Source organism: Teichococcus aestuarii, from assembly GCF_042651065.1.
Lineage (GTDB): Bacteria > Pseudomonadota > Alphaproteobacteria > Acetobacterales > Acetobacteraceae > Pseudoroseomonas > Pseudoroseomonas aestuarii.
The window spans coordinates 20929-41558 of record NZ_JBHSCH010000043.1 but is presented as its reverse complement, the minus strand read 5'-3'; the positions used below and the strand labels follow the sequence as shown (position 1 = coordinate 41558).

The 20630-nt window shown below is 74.6% G+C and carries 16 protein-coding genes; 12 read left to right on the top strand and 4 right to left on the bottom strand.

All coding sequences use genetic code 11. The annotated features are described in order from the left end of the window. A partial coding sequence (locus ACFOY6_RS15865; RefSeq protein ID WP_379651644.1) for an ATP-binding protein occupies nt 1-1402 on the top strand: 1402 nt, incomplete at its 5' end. Between the two features lie 24 nt (nt 1403-1426). On the opposite strand, the gene ACFOY6_RS15860 is transcribed toward ACFOY6_RS15865, so the two are convergent. Next, the gene (locus tag ACFOY6_RS15860; protein WP_379651643.1) at nt 1427-2674 is read right to left on the bottom strand and encodes an alpha-hydroxy acid oxidase; all 1248 of its coding nucleotides are present in this window, start codon (nt 2672-2674) and stop codon (nt 1427-1429) included. Between the two features lie 295 nt (nt 2675-2969). On the opposite strand from ACFOY6_RS15860, the gene ACFOY6_RS15855 reads away from it, so the two are divergent. From ACFOY6_RS15855 to ACFOY6_RS15845, 3 genes are read left to right on the top strand one after another with little or no spacing between them, the layout of a single operon-like run. Continuing rightward, nucleotides 2970-5003, top strand: coding sequence for a hydantoinase/oxoprolinase family protein (locus tag ACFOY6_RS15855; protein WP_379651642.1), 2034 nt, complete (start codon nt 2970-2972; stop codon nt 5001-5003). Next, nucleotides 5003-6976 carry a hydantoinase B/oxoprolinase family protein gene (locus tag ACFOY6_RS15850; protein WP_379651641.1) on the top strand — a complete coding sequence of 658 codons (1974 nt, stop codon included), beginning with the start codon at nt 5003-5005 and terminating at the stop codon, nt 6974-6976. The genes ACFOY6_RS15855 and ACFOY6_RS15850 overlap by 1 nt, the downstream gene beginning before the upstream one ends. A 48-nt stretch (nt 6977-7024) precedes the next feature. Continuing rightward, nucleotides 7025-7954 carry a LysR family transcriptional regulator gene (locus tag ACFOY6_RS15845; RefSeq protein ID WP_379651640.1) on the top strand — a complete coding sequence of 310 codons (930 nt, stop codon included), beginning with the start codon at nt 7025-7027 and terminating at the stop codon, nt 7952-7954. On the opposite strand, the gene ACFOY6_RS15840 is transcribed toward ACFOY6_RS15845, so the two are convergent. Both ACFOY6_RS15840 and ACFOY6_RS15835 read right to left on the bottom strand, forming a co-directional pair. Further along, nucleotides 7909-8916: a Bug family tripartite tricarboxylate transporter substrate binding protein gene (locus ACFOY6_RS15840; RefSeq protein WP_109517029.1), complete on the bottom strand. Its 1008-nt coding sequence runs from the start codon at nt 8914-8916 to the stop codon at nt 7909-7911. The two genes, ACFOY6_RS15845 and ACFOY6_RS15840, sit on opposite strands and share 46 nt — an antisense overlap. After that, entirely contained in the window at nt 8917-9756 is an 840-nt protein-coding gene (locus tag ACFOY6_RS15835) for an IclR family transcriptional regulator (protein ID WP_379651639.1), read from the bottom strand. It abuts the gene before it with no gap. A gap of 147 nt (nt 9757-9903) precedes the next feature. On the opposite strand from ACFOY6_RS15835, the gene ACFOY6_RS15830 reads away from it, so the two are divergent. From ACFOY6_RS15830 to ACFOY6_RS15815, 4 genes are read left to right on the top strand one after another with little or no spacing between them, the layout of a single operon-like run. Next, nucleotides 9904-11442 (top strand): ABC transporter substrate-binding protein, encoded by a 1539-nt coding sequence (locus tag ACFOY6_RS15830; RefSeq protein WP_379651638.1) that lies wholly within the window; start codon nt 9904-9906, stop codon nt 11440-11442. Continuing rightward, nucleotides 11430-12374: an ABC transporter permease gene (locus ACFOY6_RS15825; RefSeq protein WP_379637245.1), complete on the top strand. Its 945-nt coding sequence runs from the start codon at nt 11430-11432 to the stop codon at nt 12372-12374. The genes ACFOY6_RS15830 and ACFOY6_RS15825 overlap by 13 nt, the downstream gene beginning before the upstream one ends. Next, nucleotides 12371-13153: an ABC transporter permease gene (locus tag ACFOY6_RS15820; RefSeq protein WP_379651637.1), complete on the top strand. Its 783-nt coding sequence runs from the start codon at nt 12371-12373 to the stop codon at nt 13151-13153. Before ACFOY6_RS15825 ends, ACFOY6_RS15820 begins: the two co-directional genes overlap by 4 nt. Further along, nucleotides 13150-14538 carry an ABC transporter ATP-binding protein gene (locus tag ACFOY6_RS15815; RefSeq protein ID WP_379651636.1) on the top strand — a complete coding sequence of 463 codons (1389 nt, stop codon included), beginning with the start codon at nt 13150-13152 and terminating at the stop codon, nt 14536-14538. Before ACFOY6_RS15820 ends, ACFOY6_RS15815 begins: the two co-directional genes overlap by 4 nt. A 59-nt stretch (nt 14539-14597) precedes the next feature. Here the strand turns inward: ACFOY6_RS15815 and ACFOY6_RS15810 are convergent, their stop codons facing one another. Further along, nucleotides 14598-15512 carry a LysR family transcriptional regulator gene (locus tag ACFOY6_RS15810; RefSeq protein WP_379637241.1) on the bottom strand — a complete coding sequence of 305 codons (915 nt, stop codon included), beginning with the start codon at nt 15510-15512 and terminating at the stop codon, nt 14598-14600. Between the two features lie 141 nt (nt 15513-15653). Here ACFOY6_RS15810 and ACFOY6_RS15805 point away from each other — a divergent pair, with 141 nt between their 5' ends. From ACFOY6_RS15805 to ACFOY6_RS15790, 4 genes are all read left to right on the top strand, one after another. Then, nucleotides 15654-16838, top strand: a complete 1185-nt coding sequence (locus ACFOY6_RS15805; RefSeq protein ID WP_379651635.1) for an MFS transporter — start codon at nt 15654-15656, stop codon at nt 16836-16838. Between the two features lie 152 nt (nt 16839-16990). Continuing rightward, nucleotides 16991-18025: a site-specific integrase gene (locus ACFOY6_RS15800; protein WP_181378104.1), complete on the top strand. Its 1035-nt coding sequence runs from the start codon at nt 16991-16993 to the stop codon at nt 18023-18025. A 378-nt stretch (nt 18026-18403) separates the two neighbouring features. Beyond that, nucleotides 18404-19567: an acyl-CoA dehydrogenase family protein gene (locus ACFOY6_RS15795; RefSeq protein WP_109517038.1), complete on the top strand. Its 1164-nt coding sequence runs from the start codon at nt 18404-18406 to the stop codon at nt 19565-19567. A gap of 62 nt (nt 19568-19629) precedes the next feature. Next, entirely contained in the window at nt 19630-20613 is a 984-nt protein-coding gene (locus ACFOY6_RS15790; protein ID WP_379651634.1) for a Bug family tripartite tricarboxylate transporter substrate binding protein, read from the top strand. Nucleotides 20614-20630 lie beyond the last annotated feature (17 nt).

The following is a 20630-nucleotide window of genomic DNA, read 5'->3' as shown; positions in this document are numbered from 1 at the left end:
GGCCTCGCCGCTGCCCGTGCTGCTCGACCGCGCCGGGGCCGTGCTGCGCGAGGCGCAGGTCTCCGCGACCGACCGCGCCCTGCGCCTGCAGGCGGTGCGGGACATCGGCGCGGCGCTGGACGAGGCCGGCCAGGAGGCGGCCGCCCGTGGCCACCGCCTGGAGGCCTGGCGGTCGGAATGGCGCGCCGTGCTGGCGGCGCTGCACCGCCCGCAGGAGGAAGGGCCGCCGGAAACCGCCGCCGCGCTGGATCTGCTGGGCCAGCTCGCGCCGCTGGTGCGGCAGGCCGGGACGCTGGCGGCGCGCCAGGAGGCGCTGCGGGCGGAGCTTGCGGCCTTCACCGCCGATGTCCGCGCCCTGTGCGCGGAGCTGGGCGAGGCCGAGCCGGCCGATGCCGTGGCGGCGGCCCGGCACCTCGCCGCCCGGCTGGAGGAGGAGCAGGCCCGGCTCTCCCGCCAGGAGGCGCTGCGCCAGCACGCGGAGCTGGCCGCCCGCGCCGCCGCCGCGCTGGCGCGGGAGGCGGCGGCGCGCCGGGAGGAGCTGCACGCCGCCCTGGCCGAGGCCGGTGCCACGGATCTCGAGACCGCCTTGCAGCGGCTGGAGGCCTCGGCCGAGCGGGCGCGCCAGCAGGCGGCGCGGGAGGCGGCGCGGGTGGAGGCGATGGCCGGCCATGATGGGCTGGACCTGGCGGCCCTGCAGGCGGAACAGGCCGCCCACCCGCCCGAGATGCTGGAGGCCGCCTTGCGGGCGGCCGAGGAGGCCGCCGCCGCCGCCGGCCGCGCCGCCGAGGAGGCCGCGGAGGCGCGCGCCCATGCCGGGGCGGAGCTCGAGCGGCTCGGCGCCGATGGCGCGGCGCGGGAGGCGGCGGCGGACGAGCAGGCGGCGCTGGCCCGGCTCGGCCATGTGCTGGAGGAGGCGGTGCTGCTGCAGGCCGCCCGCTCCCTGCTCGGCGCGGCGATGGAGCGGGTGCAGGAGGCGGGCGACGATGCCCGGCTGCGCCGCATCGGCGATGTCTTCGCCGAACTGACGGAAGGCGCCTATCCGGCCCTGGCCGCGCGGGAGGACGAGAAGGGCATCGCCCACCTGCTGGTGCGCCGCGCCACGCCGGAGGGCGAGGAGACGGGGGTGGAGGCGCTGTCCGAGGGCACGCGGGACCAGCTCTTCCTGGCGCTGCGGCTGGTGGCGATCGAGGACCATGTGGCGGCCGCCACGCCGCTGCCCTTCCTCGGCGACGACATCCTGCAGAGCTTCGACGATGGCCGCGCAGCCGCGGCCTTCCACGCGCTGCGCCGCTTCAGCGGCACCACCCAGGTGATCCTGCTGACCCACCACCGGCATCTCGTCGAGCTGGCCGGGCGCGCCTTGCCGGCGGGCGCGCTCCATGTGCAGGCCCTGCCGGGCTGAAGCCGCCGGCCGCAGCGCCCCGGCTCAGCCGGCGCCGGCGATGCGCTGGAGGTGTGGCATCCCGACCTCGCGGGTCGAGAGGCAGCCCAGCAGCGCCAGGTTGCGGTCCACCTCCTGCGCCAGGATGTCGATGCCGTGCCGCACCCCCGCCTCGCCGCCCACCGCGGCGGCGTAGAGGAAGGGCCGGCCGACGAAGACGAAATCCGCCCCCAGCGCCAGCGCCTTCAGCACGTCCGAGCCACGGCGGATGCCGCCATCCATCATCACCGCCATGCCGCCCGCGGCGGCGCGGATCTCCGGCAGGGCGCGCAGGGCGGAGATGGCGCCGTCGAGCTGCCGCCCGCCATGGTTGGAGACGATGACGCCGTCGATCCCCTCCTCCGCCGCGCGGCGCGCATCCTCGGCGCGCAGGATGCCCTTCACCACCAGCCGGCCCTTCCACTGCCGCCGGATGCCGGCCACATGGGTCCAGTTCAGGTGGTCGCGCGCGCCGAAATCCCGCTCCACATGCCGCGCGATGATGGGGGCGCCGCGCTCGGCGTAGTTGTTCTCGAAATGCGGCATGCCGTGGCGGTGCAGGGTGCGCCACAGCGTGTCCCACAGCCAGAGCGGGCGGGTGGCGCCGTCCCAGGCCAGGCGCAGCGAGGGCTTCAGCGGGGTGGAGAAGCCGGTGCGGATGTTGTTCTCGCGGTTGCCCATGGTGGTGGTGTCCACCGTCAGCACCAGCGTGCCGAAGCCGGCCGCCGCCACGCGCGCGACGAGCCGGGCGATGCGCGCCTCGTCGCCCGGCAGGTAGGCCTGGAACCAGCTGCCCGGCGCCGCGTGCGCCACCTCCTCCATCGGGATGAGGGAGGAGCCGCTCATCACCATCGGGATGCCGGCGGCGGCCGCCGCGCGCGCCAGCACCAGGTCGCCGCGATAGGCCATGATGGCGCTGATCCCCATCGGCGCGATGCCGAAGGGCGCGCTGTATGCCTGGCCGAAGAGCGAGGTGGCGATGCTGCGCCGCGAGACGTCGATCAGGTAGCGCGGGCGGAAGGCCCATTCGGCGAAGGCGTCGCGGTTGTCGCGGTAGGCGGCGTTGGTCTCCGCCGCGCCGGCGATGTAGCCGAAGAGCGGCCGCGGCAGCTTGCGGCGCGCCGCCGGCTCGAAATCGTCCAGCGCCAGGATCGGCCGCAGCCGCCGCGGCGTTGTGCTGCCGACGGCGCGGTACATCGCCTTGGGCGGCGGCGGCACCGCGACGGTGGGCGGGCCGTTGGCGCCCTCGTTCACAGCGCGGGCTCCTTCCCGGGCAGAAAGGAGCGCGGCGGCTGGCCGGGGCGGCGGGCGGGGATGCGCAAAGCCAGGACGTTCCTTGCAGGCCGCCGGCGCTCCGGGGCGCGGCGGGCTTGGTCTCGTTGCCGGCGATCCTGATGAGCTTCGGGAAAGCCTGTCAATATGCCCGGCCGGACACGCGCGCCGGCGCGGCACCCGCGATAACCTGCGGCTATGGCCGGCACCCGAATGGGAAATGGCCGCACCGCCCGATCCGGCGCAGACTCGGCCCGGGATACGCACGGAGGCGGATTTGGCGTGGCGCGTTGGCGTTGATATCGGCGGCACCTTCGCCGACTTCGTGGCCCTGGACACCGGCAGCGGCCGGCTCACCACCCTGAAGGTGCTGACCACGCCGCAGCAGCCCGGGCAGGATGTCGCCGCCGGGCTGCGCCGCCTGGCCGGGGAGGGGCTGGAGCCGGCGGGCGTCGAGCGCTTCGTGCATGGCACCACCGTGGGGGTGAACACCATCATCCAGCGGCGCGGCGCGCGGCTGGCGCTGTTCACCACCGCCGGCTTCACCGACATGCTGGAGCTGGCGCGGCTGCGCATGCCGGACACCTACAGCCTGTTCTGCGAGCGGCCCGAGCCGCTGGTGCCGCGCGAGCATGTCTTCCCCATCGCCGAGCGGATGGATGCCGAGGGCCGCACGGTGACGCCGCCGGACCGGGCCTCGGTGGCCGCGGCGCTGGCCGGCGCGCGGGCGGCGGGCTGCGAGGGCATCGTCGTCTCGCTGCTGCACGCCTGGCGCAACGCCGCGCATGAGGAGGCGGTGGCCGCGATGCTGGCGGAGCTGGCGCCGGAGCTGTTCGTCTTCCGCGGCAGCGAGGTGTGGCCGGCGATCCGCGAATACGAGCGCACCACGACCACGGTGCTGAACGCCTATGTCCACCCCCGCATCGACGCCTATCTGGAGCGGGTGGAGGCGCAGCTCGCCGCCGCCGGCATCGCGGCGCCGCTGCTGCTGACCACCTCCGCCGGCGGCACCATGACCGCCCGGCGCGGGCGGCGGGACTGCGTCGGCATGCTGCTCTCCGGCACGGCGTCCGGCGTGGTCGGCGCGGGGGTCGTGGCGCGGGCGGCGGGGCTGCCGGCGGTGCTGACCCTCGATGTCGGCGGCACCAGCGCCGATGTCGCACTGCTCAGCGACGGCGCGCCGGCCTTCGGCACCGGCCACGCGGTGGGCGAGTTCCCGCTGGCCATCCCCACCGTGGCGGTGGTCTCGAGCGGCCAGGGCGGCGGCTCCATCGCCTGGCTGGACGCGCAGGGCGTGCTCCAGGTGGGGCCCGAGAGTGCCGGCTCCACCCCCGGCCCGGCCTGCTTCGGCCGGGGCGGCGAGCGCTGCACCGTCACCGACGCGGCGCTGCTCTGCGGCATCCTCGGCCAGGGGGCGCTGGGCTTCGGCGCCATCGCGCCCCGGGCGGAGCTGGCGGAGGTGGCCATCGCCCCCATCGCCGCCCGGCTCGGCACCGATGCCGCGACGGCGGCGGGGGGCGTGCTGCAGGTGGCCATCAGCGGCATGCTGGTGGAGATCGACAAGCTGCTGGCGCGCGCCGGCATGCATGCCAGCGAGCTGACGCTGATGCCCTTCGGCGGCGCCGGCCCGATGCTGGGCGCGCTGCTGGCCGAGGCCGCGGGCATCCGCCGCGTGCTGGTGCCGCCGGCGCCGGGCACGCTCTGCGCGCTCGGCGCGCTCGCCGCCGATCTGCGGCGGGACACCATGCGCACCGTGCTGCTGCCGCTGGAGGACGCCACCTGGCCGCGCCTCGGCGCCGTGTTCACCGCCCTGTCGGCCGAGGCCGGCACGGCGCTGGCGGAGATGAGCGGCACGGGGGAGGCGGAGGTGACGCTGGCGGCCGACCTGCGCTACCGCGGCCAGTCCTACGAGCTGACCGTGCCGGTGCCCGTGCGCTTCCGCGATGGCGGCTCGGCCGGCGAGATGGCGGCGCTGTTCCACGCCGCCCATGCCGAGAGCTTCGGCCATGCCGATGCGGCGGCGCCGGTGGAGGTGGTCAGCCTGCGCGCCGCCGCCCGTGCCGCCGCGCCGCCCCTGCCCATGCCGCGCCACCCCGCCCGGCCCCGCGCGGCGGCGCCCGAGGCGCCGATCACGCTGCGCCTCGGCGGGTCCTGGCAGCAGGCCGGGCTGTACCGGCGCGAGGCGCTCTCGCCCGGGGCGCATTTCACCGGGCCGGCCGTCGTCACCCAGGCGGATTGCACCGTGCTGGTGCCCGCCGGCTGGAACGCCGCGACCGACGCGCTCGGCAATTTGGTGATGGAGCAGCCCTGATGCGCACCGACCCCGTGACCCTGCAGGTGCTGCGCAACCACTGCCGCGCCGCCGCCGAGAGCATGGCGACCACCCTCTACCGCACCGCCCATTCCACCTTCGTCAAGGAGACGGAGGACTTCACCATCCAGCTGCTCGACGCGCAGGGCAAGACCTGCGCCGTGCCGCTGGACCTCGGCGCCACCTGGTACCCCGGCGTCGACTACGAGGCGGCGATCGGCCTCGTGCCGGGCGGCTACCAGCCCGGCGACATCGCCATGACCAGCGATCCCTATTCCGGCTTCCTCTCCACCCATTCGCCGGACACCAACATGTGGAAGCCGGTGTTCCACGAGGGCGAGATCATCGCCTTCGCCGGCGGGCACATCCACAATGTCGATGTCGGCGGCGCGGTGCCGGCCAGCCTCTCCCGCACGCTGACGGAGGTGCACCAGGAGGGGCTGCGCGTGCCGCCCAGCAAGCTCTACCGGCAGGGCGTGCTGGACGAGACGCTGCTGCGCACCATGCTGGCCAATGTGCGGGTGCCCGAGCAGAACTGGGGCGACCTGAAGGCGCTGGTGGCGGCGGTGAACACCGGCGAGCGGCGCATCCTCGACCTCGCCCGCCGCTTCGGCGTGGCGCGGCTGCGGGACGGGCTGGCCGACCTGCTGGACTATGGCGAGGCGCAGGCGCGCGCCGTGCTCGCCGGCCTGCCCGACGGCACCTACCACTTCGCCGACTATTGCGACGAGGATGGCGTCGGCGGCGACCCGCTGCGGCTGAAGCTGGCGCTGCGCATCCAGGGCGACAGCGCCGAGCTGGACTTCACCGGCACCGACCCGCAGACCCTCTCCTCGATGAACGTGCCGACGGGCGGCCACCCGCGCCATTCGCTGATCCTGGTCGGCGTCTACTACGTGCTCTCGGCGCTCAGCCCGAAGATTCTGCTAAACTTCGGCGCCACGCGGCCCTTCACCTGCATCCTGCCCGAGGGCAGCGTGGTGAACCCGGCGCACCCGGCGGCGGTCGGCATGCGCAGCCTCACCTGCGCGCGGCTGCGCAGCCTGGTGTTCGGCGCCTTCGCGCAAGCCGCGCCGGAGCGGCTGCCGGCGGCGCCGGCCGGCTCCTCCTCCATCATCAACCTCGCCGCCGAGCATCCGCGCACGGGGCGGCGCGTCATCGCCGCCGTCGCCCCCATCGTCGGCGGCGGCGGCGGCATGCCGCACCGCGACGGCACGGACGGCTCCGGCGCCGATGCCGCCTACCTCAAGAACAGCCCCGTGGAGATCACGGAATCCGAGGCGCCGGTGCGCATCCTGCGCTACGGGCTGATGCCGGACACGGGCGGCGCCGGCGCGCATCGCGGCGGCCTCGCCACGGTGCTGGAATTCACCACCGACGCGCCGGATGCCACCGTCACCGCCCGCAACCGCGACCGCTCGATCTTCCGCCCCTGGGGCATCCTGGGCGGCCGGCCGGGCGCGGCCAGCACCTTCACCCTGAACCCGGGCCGGCCGGAGGAGCAGGACCTGGGCAACACCGACCTGCTGCACCTTTCGCCAGGCGATGTGGTGCGCATCGTCTCGCCCGGCGGCGGCGGGCGGGGCGACCCGGCGCGGCGCGATCCGCTGGCCCTGCTGCGCGACCTGCGCGCCGGCCGCCTGACCCCGGCCGCCGCGGAGCGGGACTACGGCGTCCTCATCCGCGACGGGGCGGTGGACATGACGGCGACGGCGGCGCGGCGTGCCAGGCTGCCGCCGCGCGCGGGCTTCGATGGCGGCGCCGAGCGGGCCGCGCACGAGGCGCGCTGGGACGCCGATGCCTATGCCGCGCTGGGCGAGGCGATGGCGCGGGTGCCGGCCAGCTGGCGCGGCCGCCTCAAGCGGCGCCTCTTCGCCGCGGTGGGCGCCGCGCCGGAGCAGGCGCCGCGCGCCGTCATCGCGGCGGTGCTGCGCGAGGACCGCGCCTTCCGGCGGGCGGCGGCCGGGAGCTGACAGCGCCGCCGATGGGAGAAGCCGGCGGCGGGCGCTATGCTCGCCGCCATGAACGCCCGCGACATCGAGATCTTCCGCGCCGTCATGCAGGGCCGCACGCTGCGCGCGGCGGCGGAGATGCTGCATGTCTCGCAGCCCGCCCTCTCCAAGGCGCTGCGGCATTGCGAGGACCGGCTGGGCTTCCGCCTGTTCCAACGCACCGCCGGCCGGCTGGTGCCCACCGCCGAGGCGCACGCCATGCTGCCGGAGGCCGAGCGGCTGTACCAGGAGCTGCAGGGCTTCAAGGGCTTCGCGCGTGATCTCGGCAGCCACCGGGGCGGCCTGCTGCGGCTGGGCGCCAGCTCATCGCTGGCCGTGTCGCTGGTGCCGGCGGCGATGGCGGCGCTACGGCGGGAGCGCGAGGCGGCGCGGCTGACCCTGAACCTGCTGCCGGTGCGCGAGCTGGCCGAGGCGCTGCTGGCCCGCCGCCTCGATGTCGGGCTGGCGCTCACGCCCATGGCGCTGCCGGGGCTGGAGAGCGAGACGCTGGGCAGCGTGCCCTGCGTGGTGGTGCTGCCGGCGGCGCACCCGCTGGCCGCCGAGCCGGTGCTGCGCCCCTCGCTGCTGGCCGGCGCGCCGGAGGTGGGCTTCGCCGGCTGGCAGGATTTCGGCCAGAGCCTGGATCTCGCCTTCCGGCAGGAGGGGGTGGAGCGCCGCCTCGCGGTCGAGGTCGGCACCACCGTCAGCGCCGTGGCGCTGGTGCGGGAAGGGATGGGCTACGCCATCGTTGATGGCTTCGCCTGCCGCAGCCTGCCGCCGGGCCTCGTCTCGCGGCCCTTCCGCCCCGAGGTGCGGCGCGGGGTGGTGATGGCACGCAGCCCGGCGCTGGGCAGCTCCGCCCTGCTGGACCGGCTGCGGGACATCCTGGCCGAGCTGTGCGCGGCGCCCGCCCTTCAGTCGGCGCGCGCACCGCTCGCCTTCACCAGCGGCACCCAGTAGTCGATCTCCTCCTTCAGGAAGGCGCCGAACTTTTCCGGCGTGTAGCCGCGCATCGGCGGCAGCCCCATCTCCTGGTCCAGCCGCCGCGCCACGGCGGGGTCGGCGAGGGCTGTCTCCATGCCGGCGGCCATGCGGCCAATGATGGGCTTCGGCGTGCCGGCGGGGGCGAAGACGCCGAACCAGGAATAGGCCCTGTAGCCGGGCAGCCCCGCCTCGGCGCTGGTCGGCACCTGCGGCAGCACGGAGGAGCGCTGGTCGGTGGCCATCACCAGCGCCTTCAGCGCGCCGGACTCCACATGCGGCTTCATCAGCCCGGGTACGTCGGCGGTGAAGTCCACCACCCCGGCCAGCAGGTCGTTGAACACCGGGCCGCTGCCGCGATAGGGCACGTGCACCGCCTGGGTGCCGGTCTTCTGCAGGAAGGCGACCACCGAGATGTGGCCCGAGGCGCCGTTGCCCGCGCTGCCGTAGCTGTACTTGCCCGGGTTGGCCTTCAGCAGCGCGATGAATTCCTGCAGCGTCGAGACGCCCAGCTCCCGGCGCACGCAGATGCCGATGGGCGCCAGCACGGAGGGCGCGACCGGCGCCAAATCCTTCACCGGGTCGTAGGGCAGCTTGCCGTAGAGGCCCAGCGCCAGCCCCACGGTTGAGAGCGAGGCCATGATGAAGGTGTAGCCGTCGGGCGCCGACTTGGCGACGTAGTCGGTGCCGGTGGTGCCGCCGGCGCCGGGCCGGTTCTCGATCACCACCGGCTGCCCCAGCACCTCGGAGAGCTTCTGCGTCACCAGCCGGGCGCTGACATCGGTGGCCCCGCCGGCGGCGAAGGGCACCACCATGCGCACGGGCCGGTCCGGCCAGGCCGGGGCCTGCGCCAGCGCGGCAGGCGCCAGGGCGGGCGTCGCCAGCAGAACCGGCATGGCGGCGAGCAGCCGGCGGCGGGGAAGCAGATGGTCGCGGGCCATTCAGGATTCTCCGGGGCGAGGGTTTCGCAGGATGGCGGCAGGCACCGCCAGGCTGGCTTCCACCATGGCGGCCTCCTGCCGCATGCGCGCCAGGAACTGCCGGCGCGCCGCGGCATCCAGCCGGCTGGCGATGAAGTTGGTGGCGATGGCGGCGGTGACGGCACGGCCGGGCGGACGGATGGCGAGGCCGATCACCGCCAGCCCGGCGATCAGCGAATCATCGCTCATCAGGTATCCCTCGGAGCGCACCTGCTCCACGCGGCGGCGCACCTGTTCCGCGCTGCTGCCGAACTGCCGGTAGCGCGCCGCGTTCGCGGCCAGCACGGCCTCGATCTCCGCCGGCGTCTGGCTGGCGAGGATGGTGGCGCTGCCGGCGCCGATGCCGAGGGGCATCAGCCCGCCCACGCCCTGCGTCAGGCTCTCGATGACATAGGCGCCGTCCTGCCGGTCGGTGACCACGGCGTTCAGCCCGCTGCGGACGATCAGGAAGGTGGTCTCGCCGCTCTCGCCGGAAAGCCGCGCCAGGGCGGGGCGGCAGAGGCGGCGCAGCCCGGTGCCGTCGGCCGCCTGCCCGGCCAGCGCCACCAGCGCGGCGCCCAGCCGGTGACGCCTGCCGCCCTCCACCCGCTCCACCCAGCCATGGTGCTCCAGCGCCGCCAGCAGGCGGTGCGCGGTGGAGACGCTGAGGCCCAGCGCGGCGGCCAGGCGGGAGAGCTGCTGGCCACCCGCACCCGCCTCGCCGAGCAGCCCGAGCAGGCTCACCATTCGGTCGAGGACCTGGATGCCGGAAGTCCCGTCCAGAGGGTCGGGCACGGGTGCGTCGGGCGGGGAAGGCGCCATGGCGGCAGCATAGACAGCGTCCCGCGAGAGCAACAATTCCATAAGGCGGGAAATTCCGGAAAAACTTCCTGCATTCTGGAAATGCACGTCGCGGCGACCGACTTTTGGGGCTTGCCATGTTATGTTATTTCATTGCATCAGGCTGGCATGCCATCCGCACCGCTCTCCCGCCGGCCGCTTCTCCTGGCCGCCGCCGGCCTGCCCTTCCTGCCGCGGCCCGCCGCCGCGCAGCCCGCCGCGGACCTGTTCCGCGTCGTCACCTCGCAGGAGATCAACGGGCTCGACCCCGCCCGCTCCGGCTATGTGTTCACCCGCATGCAGGTGCTGGAGACGCTGGTGGGCGCCGACGATGGTGGCCTGCCGGTGCCGCAGCTCGCCCGCGCCTGGACGCTGTCGGAGGACCGCCTGACCTGGCGCTTCGCGCTGCGCGAGGGCGCCCGCTTCCACGACGGCACGCCGGTCATGGCCGTGGCCGTGGCCGCCGCCCTGGAGCGCGCGCGCGGCCAGTCCGGGCTGCTCGGCACCCTGCCGGTCGAGCGCATCGCGGCCGATGACGGCGTGGTGCTGGTCCGCACCAGCCGCCCCTTCGCGCCGCTGCTGGCCTTCCTGGCGCATTACAGCGCCGGCATCCTGGCGCCCGCGGCCTTCGAGGGCCAGGCGGTGCGGGAGATGATCGGCAGCGGCCCCTACAAGGTCAGCCGCCTGCTGCCGCCGCAGCGCCTGGAGGCGGCGCGGTGGGAGCGGTGGGACGGGCCGGCCCCCGCCATCGGCCGCGTCTCCTACCTGGCCGCCGGGCGTGGCGAGACCCGCGCCGCCATGGCCGAGGGCGGGCAGGCCGAGCTGGTCGCGCAGCTGGCGCCCGAGACGGTGGAGCGGCTGCGCCGCAACCCGCGCGTGGCGGTCGATGTGCGGGCCATCCCGCGCACGCGGCTGATCAAGCTGAACTGCGCCTCGCCGCTGTTCCGCGACGTGCGGGCGCGCCACGCGCTCAGCCTGGCGCTGGACCGGCAGGGCATGGCGGCGGCGCTGCTGCGCTCGCCCGCCTCGACGGCCACGCAGCTCTTCCCGCCCGCCATGGCGGAATGGCACGTGCCGGCGCTGCCGCCGCTGCGGCGGGACCTGCCGGAGGCCCGGCGCCTGCTGGCCGAACTGGGCTGGCAGCCGGGGCCGGAGGGCATCCTGCACCGGGAGGGCCGGCCCTTCGCCTTCACCCTGCGCACCTTCTCCGACCGGCCGGAACTGCCCGGCCTGGCCACCGCCATGCAGGCGCAGCTGCGCGAGGTGGGCATCGACATGGCGGTGGCCGTCGTCAACAGCGGCGAGATCCCGGCCGGGCACCGCGACGGCACGCTGGAAGCCGCGCTGATGGCGCGCAACTTCTCCCTGGTGCCGGACCCGCTGGGCACCATGCTGCAGGATTACGGGCCGGAGGGTGGCGACTGGGGCGCCATGGGCTGGTCCAGCCCCGCCCTGAACGGCGTGCTGGAGCGGCTCGGCGCGGTGGCCGACCCGGCGGAGCGCGCGGCGCTGCGCGGGCGCGCCTCGGCCATCCTGCACGAGGAGCTGCCGGTCATTCCCGTCAGCTGGTTCGACCTGGCCACGGCGGTGTCGCGCCGCGTCGCCGGCCTCGCGGTGGACCCGCTGGAACTCTCCTTCCGCATCGCGGGTGCCCGATGGGCGGGCTGATCCGGGTGCTGGGCGGCCGCGCCGTCCAGGCGGTGCTGGTGGCGCTCCTGGTCGGCACCGCCTGCTTCCTGATGGTGCGTCTGCTGCCCGGCGACATGGCCTACCGCATCGCCGCCAGCCGCTACGGCTACGACCTGGTGGACGGCGCCGCCGCCGAGGCCGTGCGGCAGGAGCTGGGCCTGGACCGGCCCTGGCCCGTGCAGCTCGGCGCCTGGTTCGGCGGCCTGCTGCGGCTCGATCTCGGCGTCTCCCTCGCCTCGGGCGAGGAGGTGGCGGAGGCGCTCGGCATCCAGCTCGGCCACACGCTGCTGCTCTCGGCCACGGCGCTGCTGTTCTCCCTGCTCATCGGGCCGCCGCTCGGCGCGCTGGCCGGGCTGCGCAGCGGCGGCTGGTGGGATGGCGCGCTGCTGGTGCTCTCCGCCGCGCTGCGCGCCCTGCCGGCCTTCCTGGTGGGCATCGGCCTGATGCTGTGGCTGGCGGTGGAGTGGGAATGGCTGCCCGTCGCCGGCGTCGGCGGCTGGCGGGAGGTGATCCTGCCGGCGCTGACGCTGGCGCTGGGCCTCGCCGCCGCCTCCTCCCGCGTGGCGCGGGACGCGGTGGCCGGGGTGGTCGCCGCCCCCTTCTTCGGCTTCGCGCGGATGAAGGGGCTGGACGATGCCACGGCCTTCCGGCGCCACGGGGTGCGCAACGCCGCCATCCCGGTGGTCGCCTATCTCGGCCTGCAGCTCGTCATCCTGATCGAGGGCGTGGTGGTGGTGGAATCCCTCTTCGCCTGGCCGGGCATCGGGCATGCGCTGGTGCACGCCGTGCTGGGCCGCGACATCCCGATGGTGCAGGGCACGGCGCTGTTGATGGGGCTGCTCTTCGTCGCCCTCAACGCCCTGACCGACCTCGCCTGCTGGCTTCTGGATCCGAGGCGCCGCGCCGCATGACCCTCTCCTCCAGGCGCCTGCTGGGCGGCGCCATGCTGGCGGCCGTGGCCGGCTTCGCCCTGCTCGGGCCGCTGCACGGGGCCGACCCGCTGCGCCAGAACCTCTCCGCCACGCTGCTCCCCCCGGGCGCTGGCCATCCGCTCGGCACCGACCATCTGGGGCGCGACATGCTGGCGCGGCTGGCCGCCGGGGCGCGGCTGTCCTTCGGCTACGCGCTGCTGGCGGCGCTGGCCGCCGCCGTGCCGGGCACGCTGCTCGGCCTGCTGGCGGCGCTGCGCGGCGGCTGGCCGGAGCGCCTGCTGCTCGGCCTGGCCGATGCGGTGCAGGCGCTGCCGGCGCTGCTGCTCGTCGTGCTGGTCACCGCCTTCGCGCCGGGCGAGTTCCTGCCGCTCTACATCGGCGTCGCCCTGGCGCTTTGGGTGGAGTTCTTCCGCATCAGCCGCAACACCGCCGCGGGCGTGCTGGCGCGGCCGCAGGTGGAGGCGGCGCGGCTGCTCGGCCTCGGCGCCGGCCATATCCTGCGCCGCCATCTCTGGCCCGAGGTGGCGCCGCTGATCGCCACGCTGTTCGCCTTCGCCGCCGGCACGGCCGTCACCACCGTGGCGGCGCTGGCCTTCGTGGGCGTGGGCGCCCGCCCGCCGGTGCCCGAATGGGGCAGCATGATGACCGAGCTGCTGCCCTACCACGCCGAGGCGCCGCTGGCCCTGCTGCTGCCGGCCCTGCTGATCTTCCTCACCGTGCTCGGCCTGCACCTGCTGGCGGGGCGGGAGCGCGCATGAGCCTCATCGTCGAGAAGCTCCGTATCCTCGGGCCGGAGGGCGTGCTGGTGCAGGGCGCCAGCTTCGCCCTGGCCCCGGGCGAGCCGCTGGTGCTGCTGGGCGAGACCGGCTCCGGCAAGTCGCTGCTGGCGCAGGCGGTGATGGGCACCCTGCCGCCGGGCCTGCGCGCGGAAGGCCGCATCCTGCTGGATGGCCGGGACCTGCTGCCGCTGCCGCCGCGCGAGCGCCGCGCCCTGTGGGGAAGGCGCATCGCCATGCTGCCGCAGGAACCCTGGGCGGCGCTGGACCCGACCATGCGCGCCGAGGCGCAGGTGGCGGAGGTGGACCGGCTGGTGCACCGCCATGGCGCGGCCGAGGCGCGCCGGCGCGCGGCGGCGCGGCTGGCGCATCTCGGCCTGCAGGGCGCCGGGCGGCGCTATCCCTTCCAGCTCTCCGGCGGCATGAACCAGCGCGTGGCCCTCGCGGCCGCCGAGGCCGCGGGCGCCGCGCTGCTGATCGCCGACGAGCCGACCAAGGGGCTGGACGCGGCACTGCGCGACACCGCCGGCGCGCTGCTGCGCGCCGAGGCGGAGGCGGGGCGCATGCTGCTGGTCATCACCCACGACGTGGCCCTGGCGCGCCTGCTGGGCGGCCAGGCCATGGTGATGCTGTCGGGCGCCGTGGTCGAGGCCGGCGCCCTGCCGGGGCTGCTGGAGGCGCCCCAACACGACTACACGCGCCGGCTGGTCGGCGCCGAGCCCTCCCGCTGGCAGGACTGGCCGCGCCGGCCCCCCGGCCGCGCGATCGTGGAAGGGAACGGCCTGCACAAGCGGCTGGGCGGGCGCGAATTGTTCGGCGGCCTCGACATGGGTATCGGCGAGGGGGAGGTGGTGGCCGTCGCCGGGCCCAGCGGCTGCGGCAAGACCACGCTGGGCAACCTGCTGCTCGGCCTCGCCCGGCCTGACAGCGGTCAGGTGCGGCGCGGCGCCTGGGTGGCGCCGCTCGGTTTGCAGAAGCTCTACCAGGACCCGGTCGCGGCCTTCACGCCGCACCAGACGCTCGGCCAGGGCATCGCCGAGCTGCGGCGCCGGCACGGGCTGGCGGAGGACCGCGCCGCCGGGCTGCTGCCGCGCCTGCGGTTGCAGCCGGCGCTGCTCGGCCGCAGGCCGTCGGAGGTCTCGGGCGGCGAGCTGCAACGCTTCGGCCTGCTCCGGGCGCTGCTGCTGGACCCGGCCCTGCTGTTCGCGGACGAGGCGACCTCCCGCCTCGACCCGCTGACCCAGCAGGAGGTCATGGCCCTGCTGCGGGAATGCGTGGAGGAGCGCGGCACGGCGCTGCTCCTCGTCACGCATGAGACGGCGCTGGCGGAGAAGGCGGCCGGCCGCGTGCTCCGGCTGGGCACGTGATCCGGCTGGGCGCCGCCGCCTGAACGGGGCAGCGCTCCCGATCCGGTGGATGGGCCGCTTCAGCCGGGGAGGTGCCGGGCGGAAAGGTGCCGGGCCAGGAAGTCGATGAAGGCACGGATGCGCGCCGCCAGATGGGCGTGGCCGAGATGGAGGGCGTTGATCTCCTCCGTCTCCCCGGCATTGAAGGCTTCCAGCACCGGCACCAGCCGCCCCTGCGCGATGTCCTTCGCCACATGGAAGGCACCGAGCCGCGCCAGCCCGAGCCCCGCCCGGCAGAGTTGCAGATGGGTGGCGCCGTTGTTCGCCTGCACATTGCCGGGCACGGCCAGGGTGTAGGCTTCCGTGCCGCCGGGGTCGCGGAAGGGCCAGCCCTCCAGGCTGCGGCGGAAGTTGAAGCCGAGGCAGTTGTGCCGCATCAGGTCCTGCGGCCGCTCCGGCACGCCGTGCCGCGCCAGATAGGCGGGCGCGGCCACGATCACCCGCCGGCTGCGCATCAGCAGCCGCGCCTTCAGCGCCGAATCCCGCAGCGGGCCGGAGCGGATGGCGATGTCGGTGCGGTCCTCCACCAGGTCCACCAGCCCGTCGCTCAGCGAGAGGTCGAGCTGCACGGCGGGGTGCAGCGCCAGGAAGGCCGGCACCAGCGGCACCACGCAGCTCACGCCGAACCCGACCGAGGCGCTGACCCGCAGCTTGCCGCGCGGCACCGCCCCGGCGCCGCTGGCCACCGCGCGCTCCGCCGTGTCGATCTCGGCCAGGATGTGCTGCGCCCGCGCCAGATAGGCCTCGCCTTCCGGTGTCAGCCGCAGCGCCCGGGTGGAGCGCAGCAGCAGGCGGGCGCCCAGCCGGTCCTCCACCCGCGCCACCAGCTTGCTGACGGCGGAGGGCGAGAGCCCCAGCCGCCGCCCGGCGGCGGAGAAGCTGCCCAGCTCCGCGGCCAGGGCGAAGGCCTCCATCTCGCCGGCCCGGTTGTTCATGCTGGCTCCTATTCGTGAATCTATTTCACAGGTGTCGTGCCAAATGCCTCGATTATCAGAAGGCTCGCCAGGGCGCATCTGGGGCGCAACCCGATCCTTCCCCCATTCGCCCGGCCGCTGCGGCGGGCGAGGAGCCTTTCCATGCCTCTTGCCCTCTTCGCCCTGACCATCGCGGCCTACGCGATCGGCACCACGGAATTCGTCATCGTCGGCCTGCTGCCCACCGTGGCGCAGGATCTCGGCATCTCCCTGCCCCTGGCCGGGCTGATCGTCAGCGTCTATGCGCTGGGCGTCACCTTCGGCGCGCCGGTGCTGACGGCGCTGACCGGCCGGGCCGGGCGCAAGGCGCTGCTGCTCGGGCTGATGGCGCTGTTCGTCGCCGGCAACCTGGCCGCGGCGCTGGCGCCGGGCTACGGCACGCTGCTGGCGGCGCGCGTGCTCTCGGCCTTCGCGCATGGCGTGTTCTTCTCGGTGGGCGCCACCATCGCCGCCGGGCTGGTGGCGCCGGACCGGCGCGCCTCGGCCATCGCCATGATGTTCATGGGCCTCACCGTCGCCATCGTCACCGGCGTGCCGCTCGGCACCTGGATCGGCCAGGGCTTCGGCTGGCGGGCCACCTTCCTGGCCGTGGCCGGGCTCGGCGTGGTGGCCTTCATCGCCATCGCCGCGCTGCTGCCCGCCGGCCTGCCCAAGGCGCCGCCGACGCGCCTGCTGGAGCAGGCCCGCGTGCTGGGCAGCGGCCGCCTGCTGCTGGTCTTCGCCATGACGGCGCTGGGCTATGGCGGCACCTTCGTCACCTTCACCTATCTCGCGCCGGTGCTGCAGCAGGTGGGCGGCTTCTCGGAGGGCAGCGTCAGCCTGATCCTGGTGCTCTACGGGCTGGCCATCGCCGCCGGCAACCTGGTGGGCGGCCGCGTCGCGGACCGCGACCCGGTGCGGGCGCTGACCGTGCTCTTCGCGCTCCAGGCGCTGGTGCTGGCGCTGTTCAGCCTGACCGCGCCGCTGCCCTGGCTGGCCCTGCCGACGCTGGCGGCGCTCGGCTTCCTCTCCTTCGCCAACGTGCCGGGGCTGCAGCTCTATGTGGTGCAGCTCGCCCGGCTGCACCGGCCGGAGGCGGTGGATGTCGCCTCCGCGCTGAACATCGCCGCCTTCAATCTCGGCATCGCCGCCGGCGCCTGGGTGGGGGGCGTGGTGGTGGAATCGCCGCTCGGCCTCGGCGCCACACCCTGGGTGGGCGCGCTGCTGGTGGCCGCTGCCCTCGGCCTCACCCTGTGGAGCGGTGCGCTGGACCGGCGCGCCCGCGGCGCCGCCCCGCAGCCGGCCTGACCGGCCCCCGCCCGCGGCGCGGCACTCTCCGCAGGGCGGCTCTGTTCCTGAGATTTAACAAGCGCCTAGGCTCTTGCCGAAGCGGCCCCGCCCCGGCAGAATGGGAACACATGTTCCCGTTCGCCGGGGCTGCTCAAAAGGAGGACAGAGGCATGGCCGACCAGGACAGTTCCGCGTCCCCGCCGGCCGTGCCGCAGGAGGTGCTGCAGCTCGCCGCCGGCACCCTCTCGCCCGAGGCGCTGGCGCTGCTGTCCGGGCCGGTGGGGCAGGCGGTGGCCAAGGCCGCCAACTACGCCGGCCGCGCCTTGTCCGACAACACCCGCCGCGCCTACGCCTCCGACTGGAAGGCCTTCTCCACCTGGTGCCGGGCGGGCGGCGTCTCCGCCCTGCCGGCGGCGCCGGTGGTCATCGCCGGGCACCTGGCCAGCGTCGCGCAGACGCTGGGCCGCAACAGCCTCAAGCGCCGCCTCGCCGCCATCGCCCACATGCACCGGCAGTCCGGCCATCCCTGGCAACCGGGGGACCCAGCCATCCGCGCCACGCTGCGCGGCATCTTCGCCACCCACTCCAAGCCTGTGCGGCCGGCGGCGGCGCTGACCTCGGTGGAGGTGAAGCAGCTTCTCAACGTCTGCGGCACCGATCTCGCCGGGCTGCGGGACCGCGCCATCTTCCTGCTCGGCTTCGCCGGTGCCCTGCGCCGCTCCGAGCTGGTGGCGATCGACCGCGAGCATCTGCGCTTCACCACCGATGGCATGACGCTGCGCATCCCCCGTTCCAAGCGCGACCAGGAAGGGGAGGGGGCGGATCTCGGCATCCCGCGCGGCCTGAACCCGCTCTCCTGCCCGGTGCGCGCCATGGAGCAGTGGCTGGGCCGCAGCCGGATCGAGTACGGCGCGGTGTTCCGCCGCGTCACCGCCGCCGGCACCATGGAGGACCGGCTCAGCCCGCAGGGGGTGTGGCGCATCCTGCGCCGCCGCGCCGAGCGGGCCGGGCTGACGGTGGACGAGCGGGAGCGCCTCTCGCCGCACGGGCTGCGTGCCGGCTTCATCACCGAGGCCTATCTGAACGGGGCGCGGGACGAGCAGGTGATGCACCACGCCCGGCAATCGGATTTCGCGACCACCCAATCCTACCGCCGCCGCGCCAAGATCACCCAGGACAGCCCGGCGCGCCTGCTGGACCTCTGATACCGGATTCCGCGGCGAGGCGCCTGCGCCCGGATGGGCGCAGCGCCCCATGGCGCATCGCCGGGCGGAGCGCCGGCGCCTGAAGGCGGATCGGGACCGATCCGCAAGACTTCTTGGCCCCCGCTACCCTTTTCCTGCCTGCCCCTTCCCTTCCTGCCTCCGCACCTGGGTCAGGCCCGCCATTCCGGATGGCGGGCCGCGGCGCATTCGCGCCCGCCCGGGCGATGTTTCAAACGACAGGCAACTTGCTTATTCCGCTAGGCAAGACGAACGTACCAACATACAGTTTGGGAAACGCCGAGCAGCGGGAGGAAGCCATGCAGAAGAACCGGCCGGGTGCGCCGTGCCGTCACGCGGGCCAGGGCTGAGGCCGGCGCCATGGACACCCAGGCCCCGCATCCCGCCGCGCCCGCCCGCACCGTCCTCGGCGCCGAGCACGAGCTGTTCCGCGACCAGGTGCGCCGCTTCTTCGACCGCCACATCGTACCCTTCCATCGCCAATGGGAGCGCGACCAGCTGGTGCCGCGCGAGGTCTGGCGACTGGCCGGCGCGCAGGGGCTGCTCTGCCCGACCATGCCGGAGGAGTATGGCGGCGCCGGCGCGGATTTCGGCTATTCCGCCGTGCTGATCGAGGAGATCGCCCGCACCAATGCCAGCGGCGTCGGCTTCCCGCTGCATTCGGACATCGTGGCGCCCTACATCCTGGCCTATGCCACCGAGGCACGGAAGCGCGACTGGCTGCCGCGCATGGCGCGGGGCGAGCTGATCGGCGCCATCGCCATGACCGAGCCGGGCATGGGCAGCGACCTCAAGGCGGTGCGCACCACGGCGCGGCGCGAAGGCGAGCACTACGTGCTGAACGGCTCCAAGACCTTCATCACCAACGGGCAGAATTCCGGCCTCGTCATCGTCGTCGCCAAGACCGACCCGGCGGCGGGGCGCAAGGGCATCAGCCTGATCTGCGTCGAGGAGGGCACGCCCGGCTTCAGCAAGGGCCGCAACCTCGAGAAGATCGGCCTGCACGCGCAGGACACCTCCGAGCTCTTCTTCGACGAGGTGCGCGTGCCGGTGGAGAACCGCCTCGGCGAGGAGGGGCAGGGCTTCCGCTACCTGATCCACAACCTGCCGCAGGAGCGGCTGATCATCGCCATCCGCGCCGCCGCCTCGATCGAGGCGATGCTGGCGGAGACGGTGTCCTATGCGCGCCAGCGGGAGGCCTTCGGCGGCACGGTGTTCGACTTCCAGAACACCCGCTTCCGCCTGGCCGACGCCAAGGCGCAGGCCACCATGCTGCGCGTCTTCGTCGATCACTGCCTGGAGCTGCACCTGCGCGGCGCGCTTTCGGTGGAGATGGGCGCGAATGCCAAGCTCGTCGCCTCCGAGATGCAGAACAAGCTGCTGGACGAGTTCCTGCAGGTGCATGGCGGCTACGGCTTCATGAGCGAGTACGCCATCGGCCGTGCCTGGGCGGATGCGCGCGTCGCCCGGATCTATGGCGGCAGCTCGGAGATCATGAAGGAGATTATCGCCCGCACGCTGTAGCGCCGCGGGCGCCGCAGGCCGACCCCGGGCACACGGGGCAGCGCCAGGGAGGAGAAAGAGAGATGCAACGCAGGACCCTGCTGGGGGTCGCGGCGGCGGCCGCCTGCGCGCTGCCCGGCCTGGCCCATGCCGCGGCCGGTGCGGCACGGGCCGCCTATCCGGACAAGCCCATCCGCGTGGTGGTGCCCTTCCCGCCGGGCGGGGCCACCGACACCTGGTGCCGCCTCGTCACCGCGCCGATGGCCGAGGCGCTGGGCCAGCCTTTCGTGGTGGATTGCCGCTCCGGCGCCGCCTCGATGATCGGCAGCGAGGCGGTGGCCCGCGCGGCGCCGGATGGCCACACGCTGCTCTTCACCATCAGCAGCCTGGTGCAGAGCCCGGTGGTGTTCCGCCGCGCGCCCTACGACGCCGAGAAGGATTTCGCCCCCATCGGCCAGCTCGGCACCACCTCGCTGGTGCTGGCCTGCAACAAGGATGTGCCGGGGCGGACGCTCGCGGAATTCGTCGCCGCGGCGAAGGGGCGGAACTACAGCTTCGGCTCATACTCCCCCGCCTCGACCGGGCATGTCTTCGGCCAGCTCTTCTCCGACGTGGCGGGGCTCGGCATGACGCATGTCGGCTATCGCGGCGAGGCGCCGGAGCTGCTCGACCTGATCGGCGGCAGGCTGCACTGCGCGCTGGTCAGCATGACCTCGGCCAAGGGCTATCTGCTGGACGGCACGCTGCGCCCGCTCGCCTGCCTCGGCCGCCAGCGCCTGCCGAGCCTGCCCGGCGTGCCCACCTTCGTCGAGCTCGGCTACCCGGAGGATTTCGCCTGGAGCGGCTTCGTCGGCATGCTGGCGCCGGCGGGGACGCCCGCCGCCATCGTCGAGACCCTGGCCGGCAGCTTCCGCGCCGCCACGGAGCGGGCCGAGGTGCGGCGCACCCTCGCGGAACAGGATTTCATCCTGCAGTGGCTTGGCCCGTCCGACATGGTGCGGGAGGTGCGGCGCGCCCGGCAGAGCTGGGCGGAACTGGTGGAGCGCACCGGCATCTCGGCCGAGTGACGCCCCGCGCGACAACG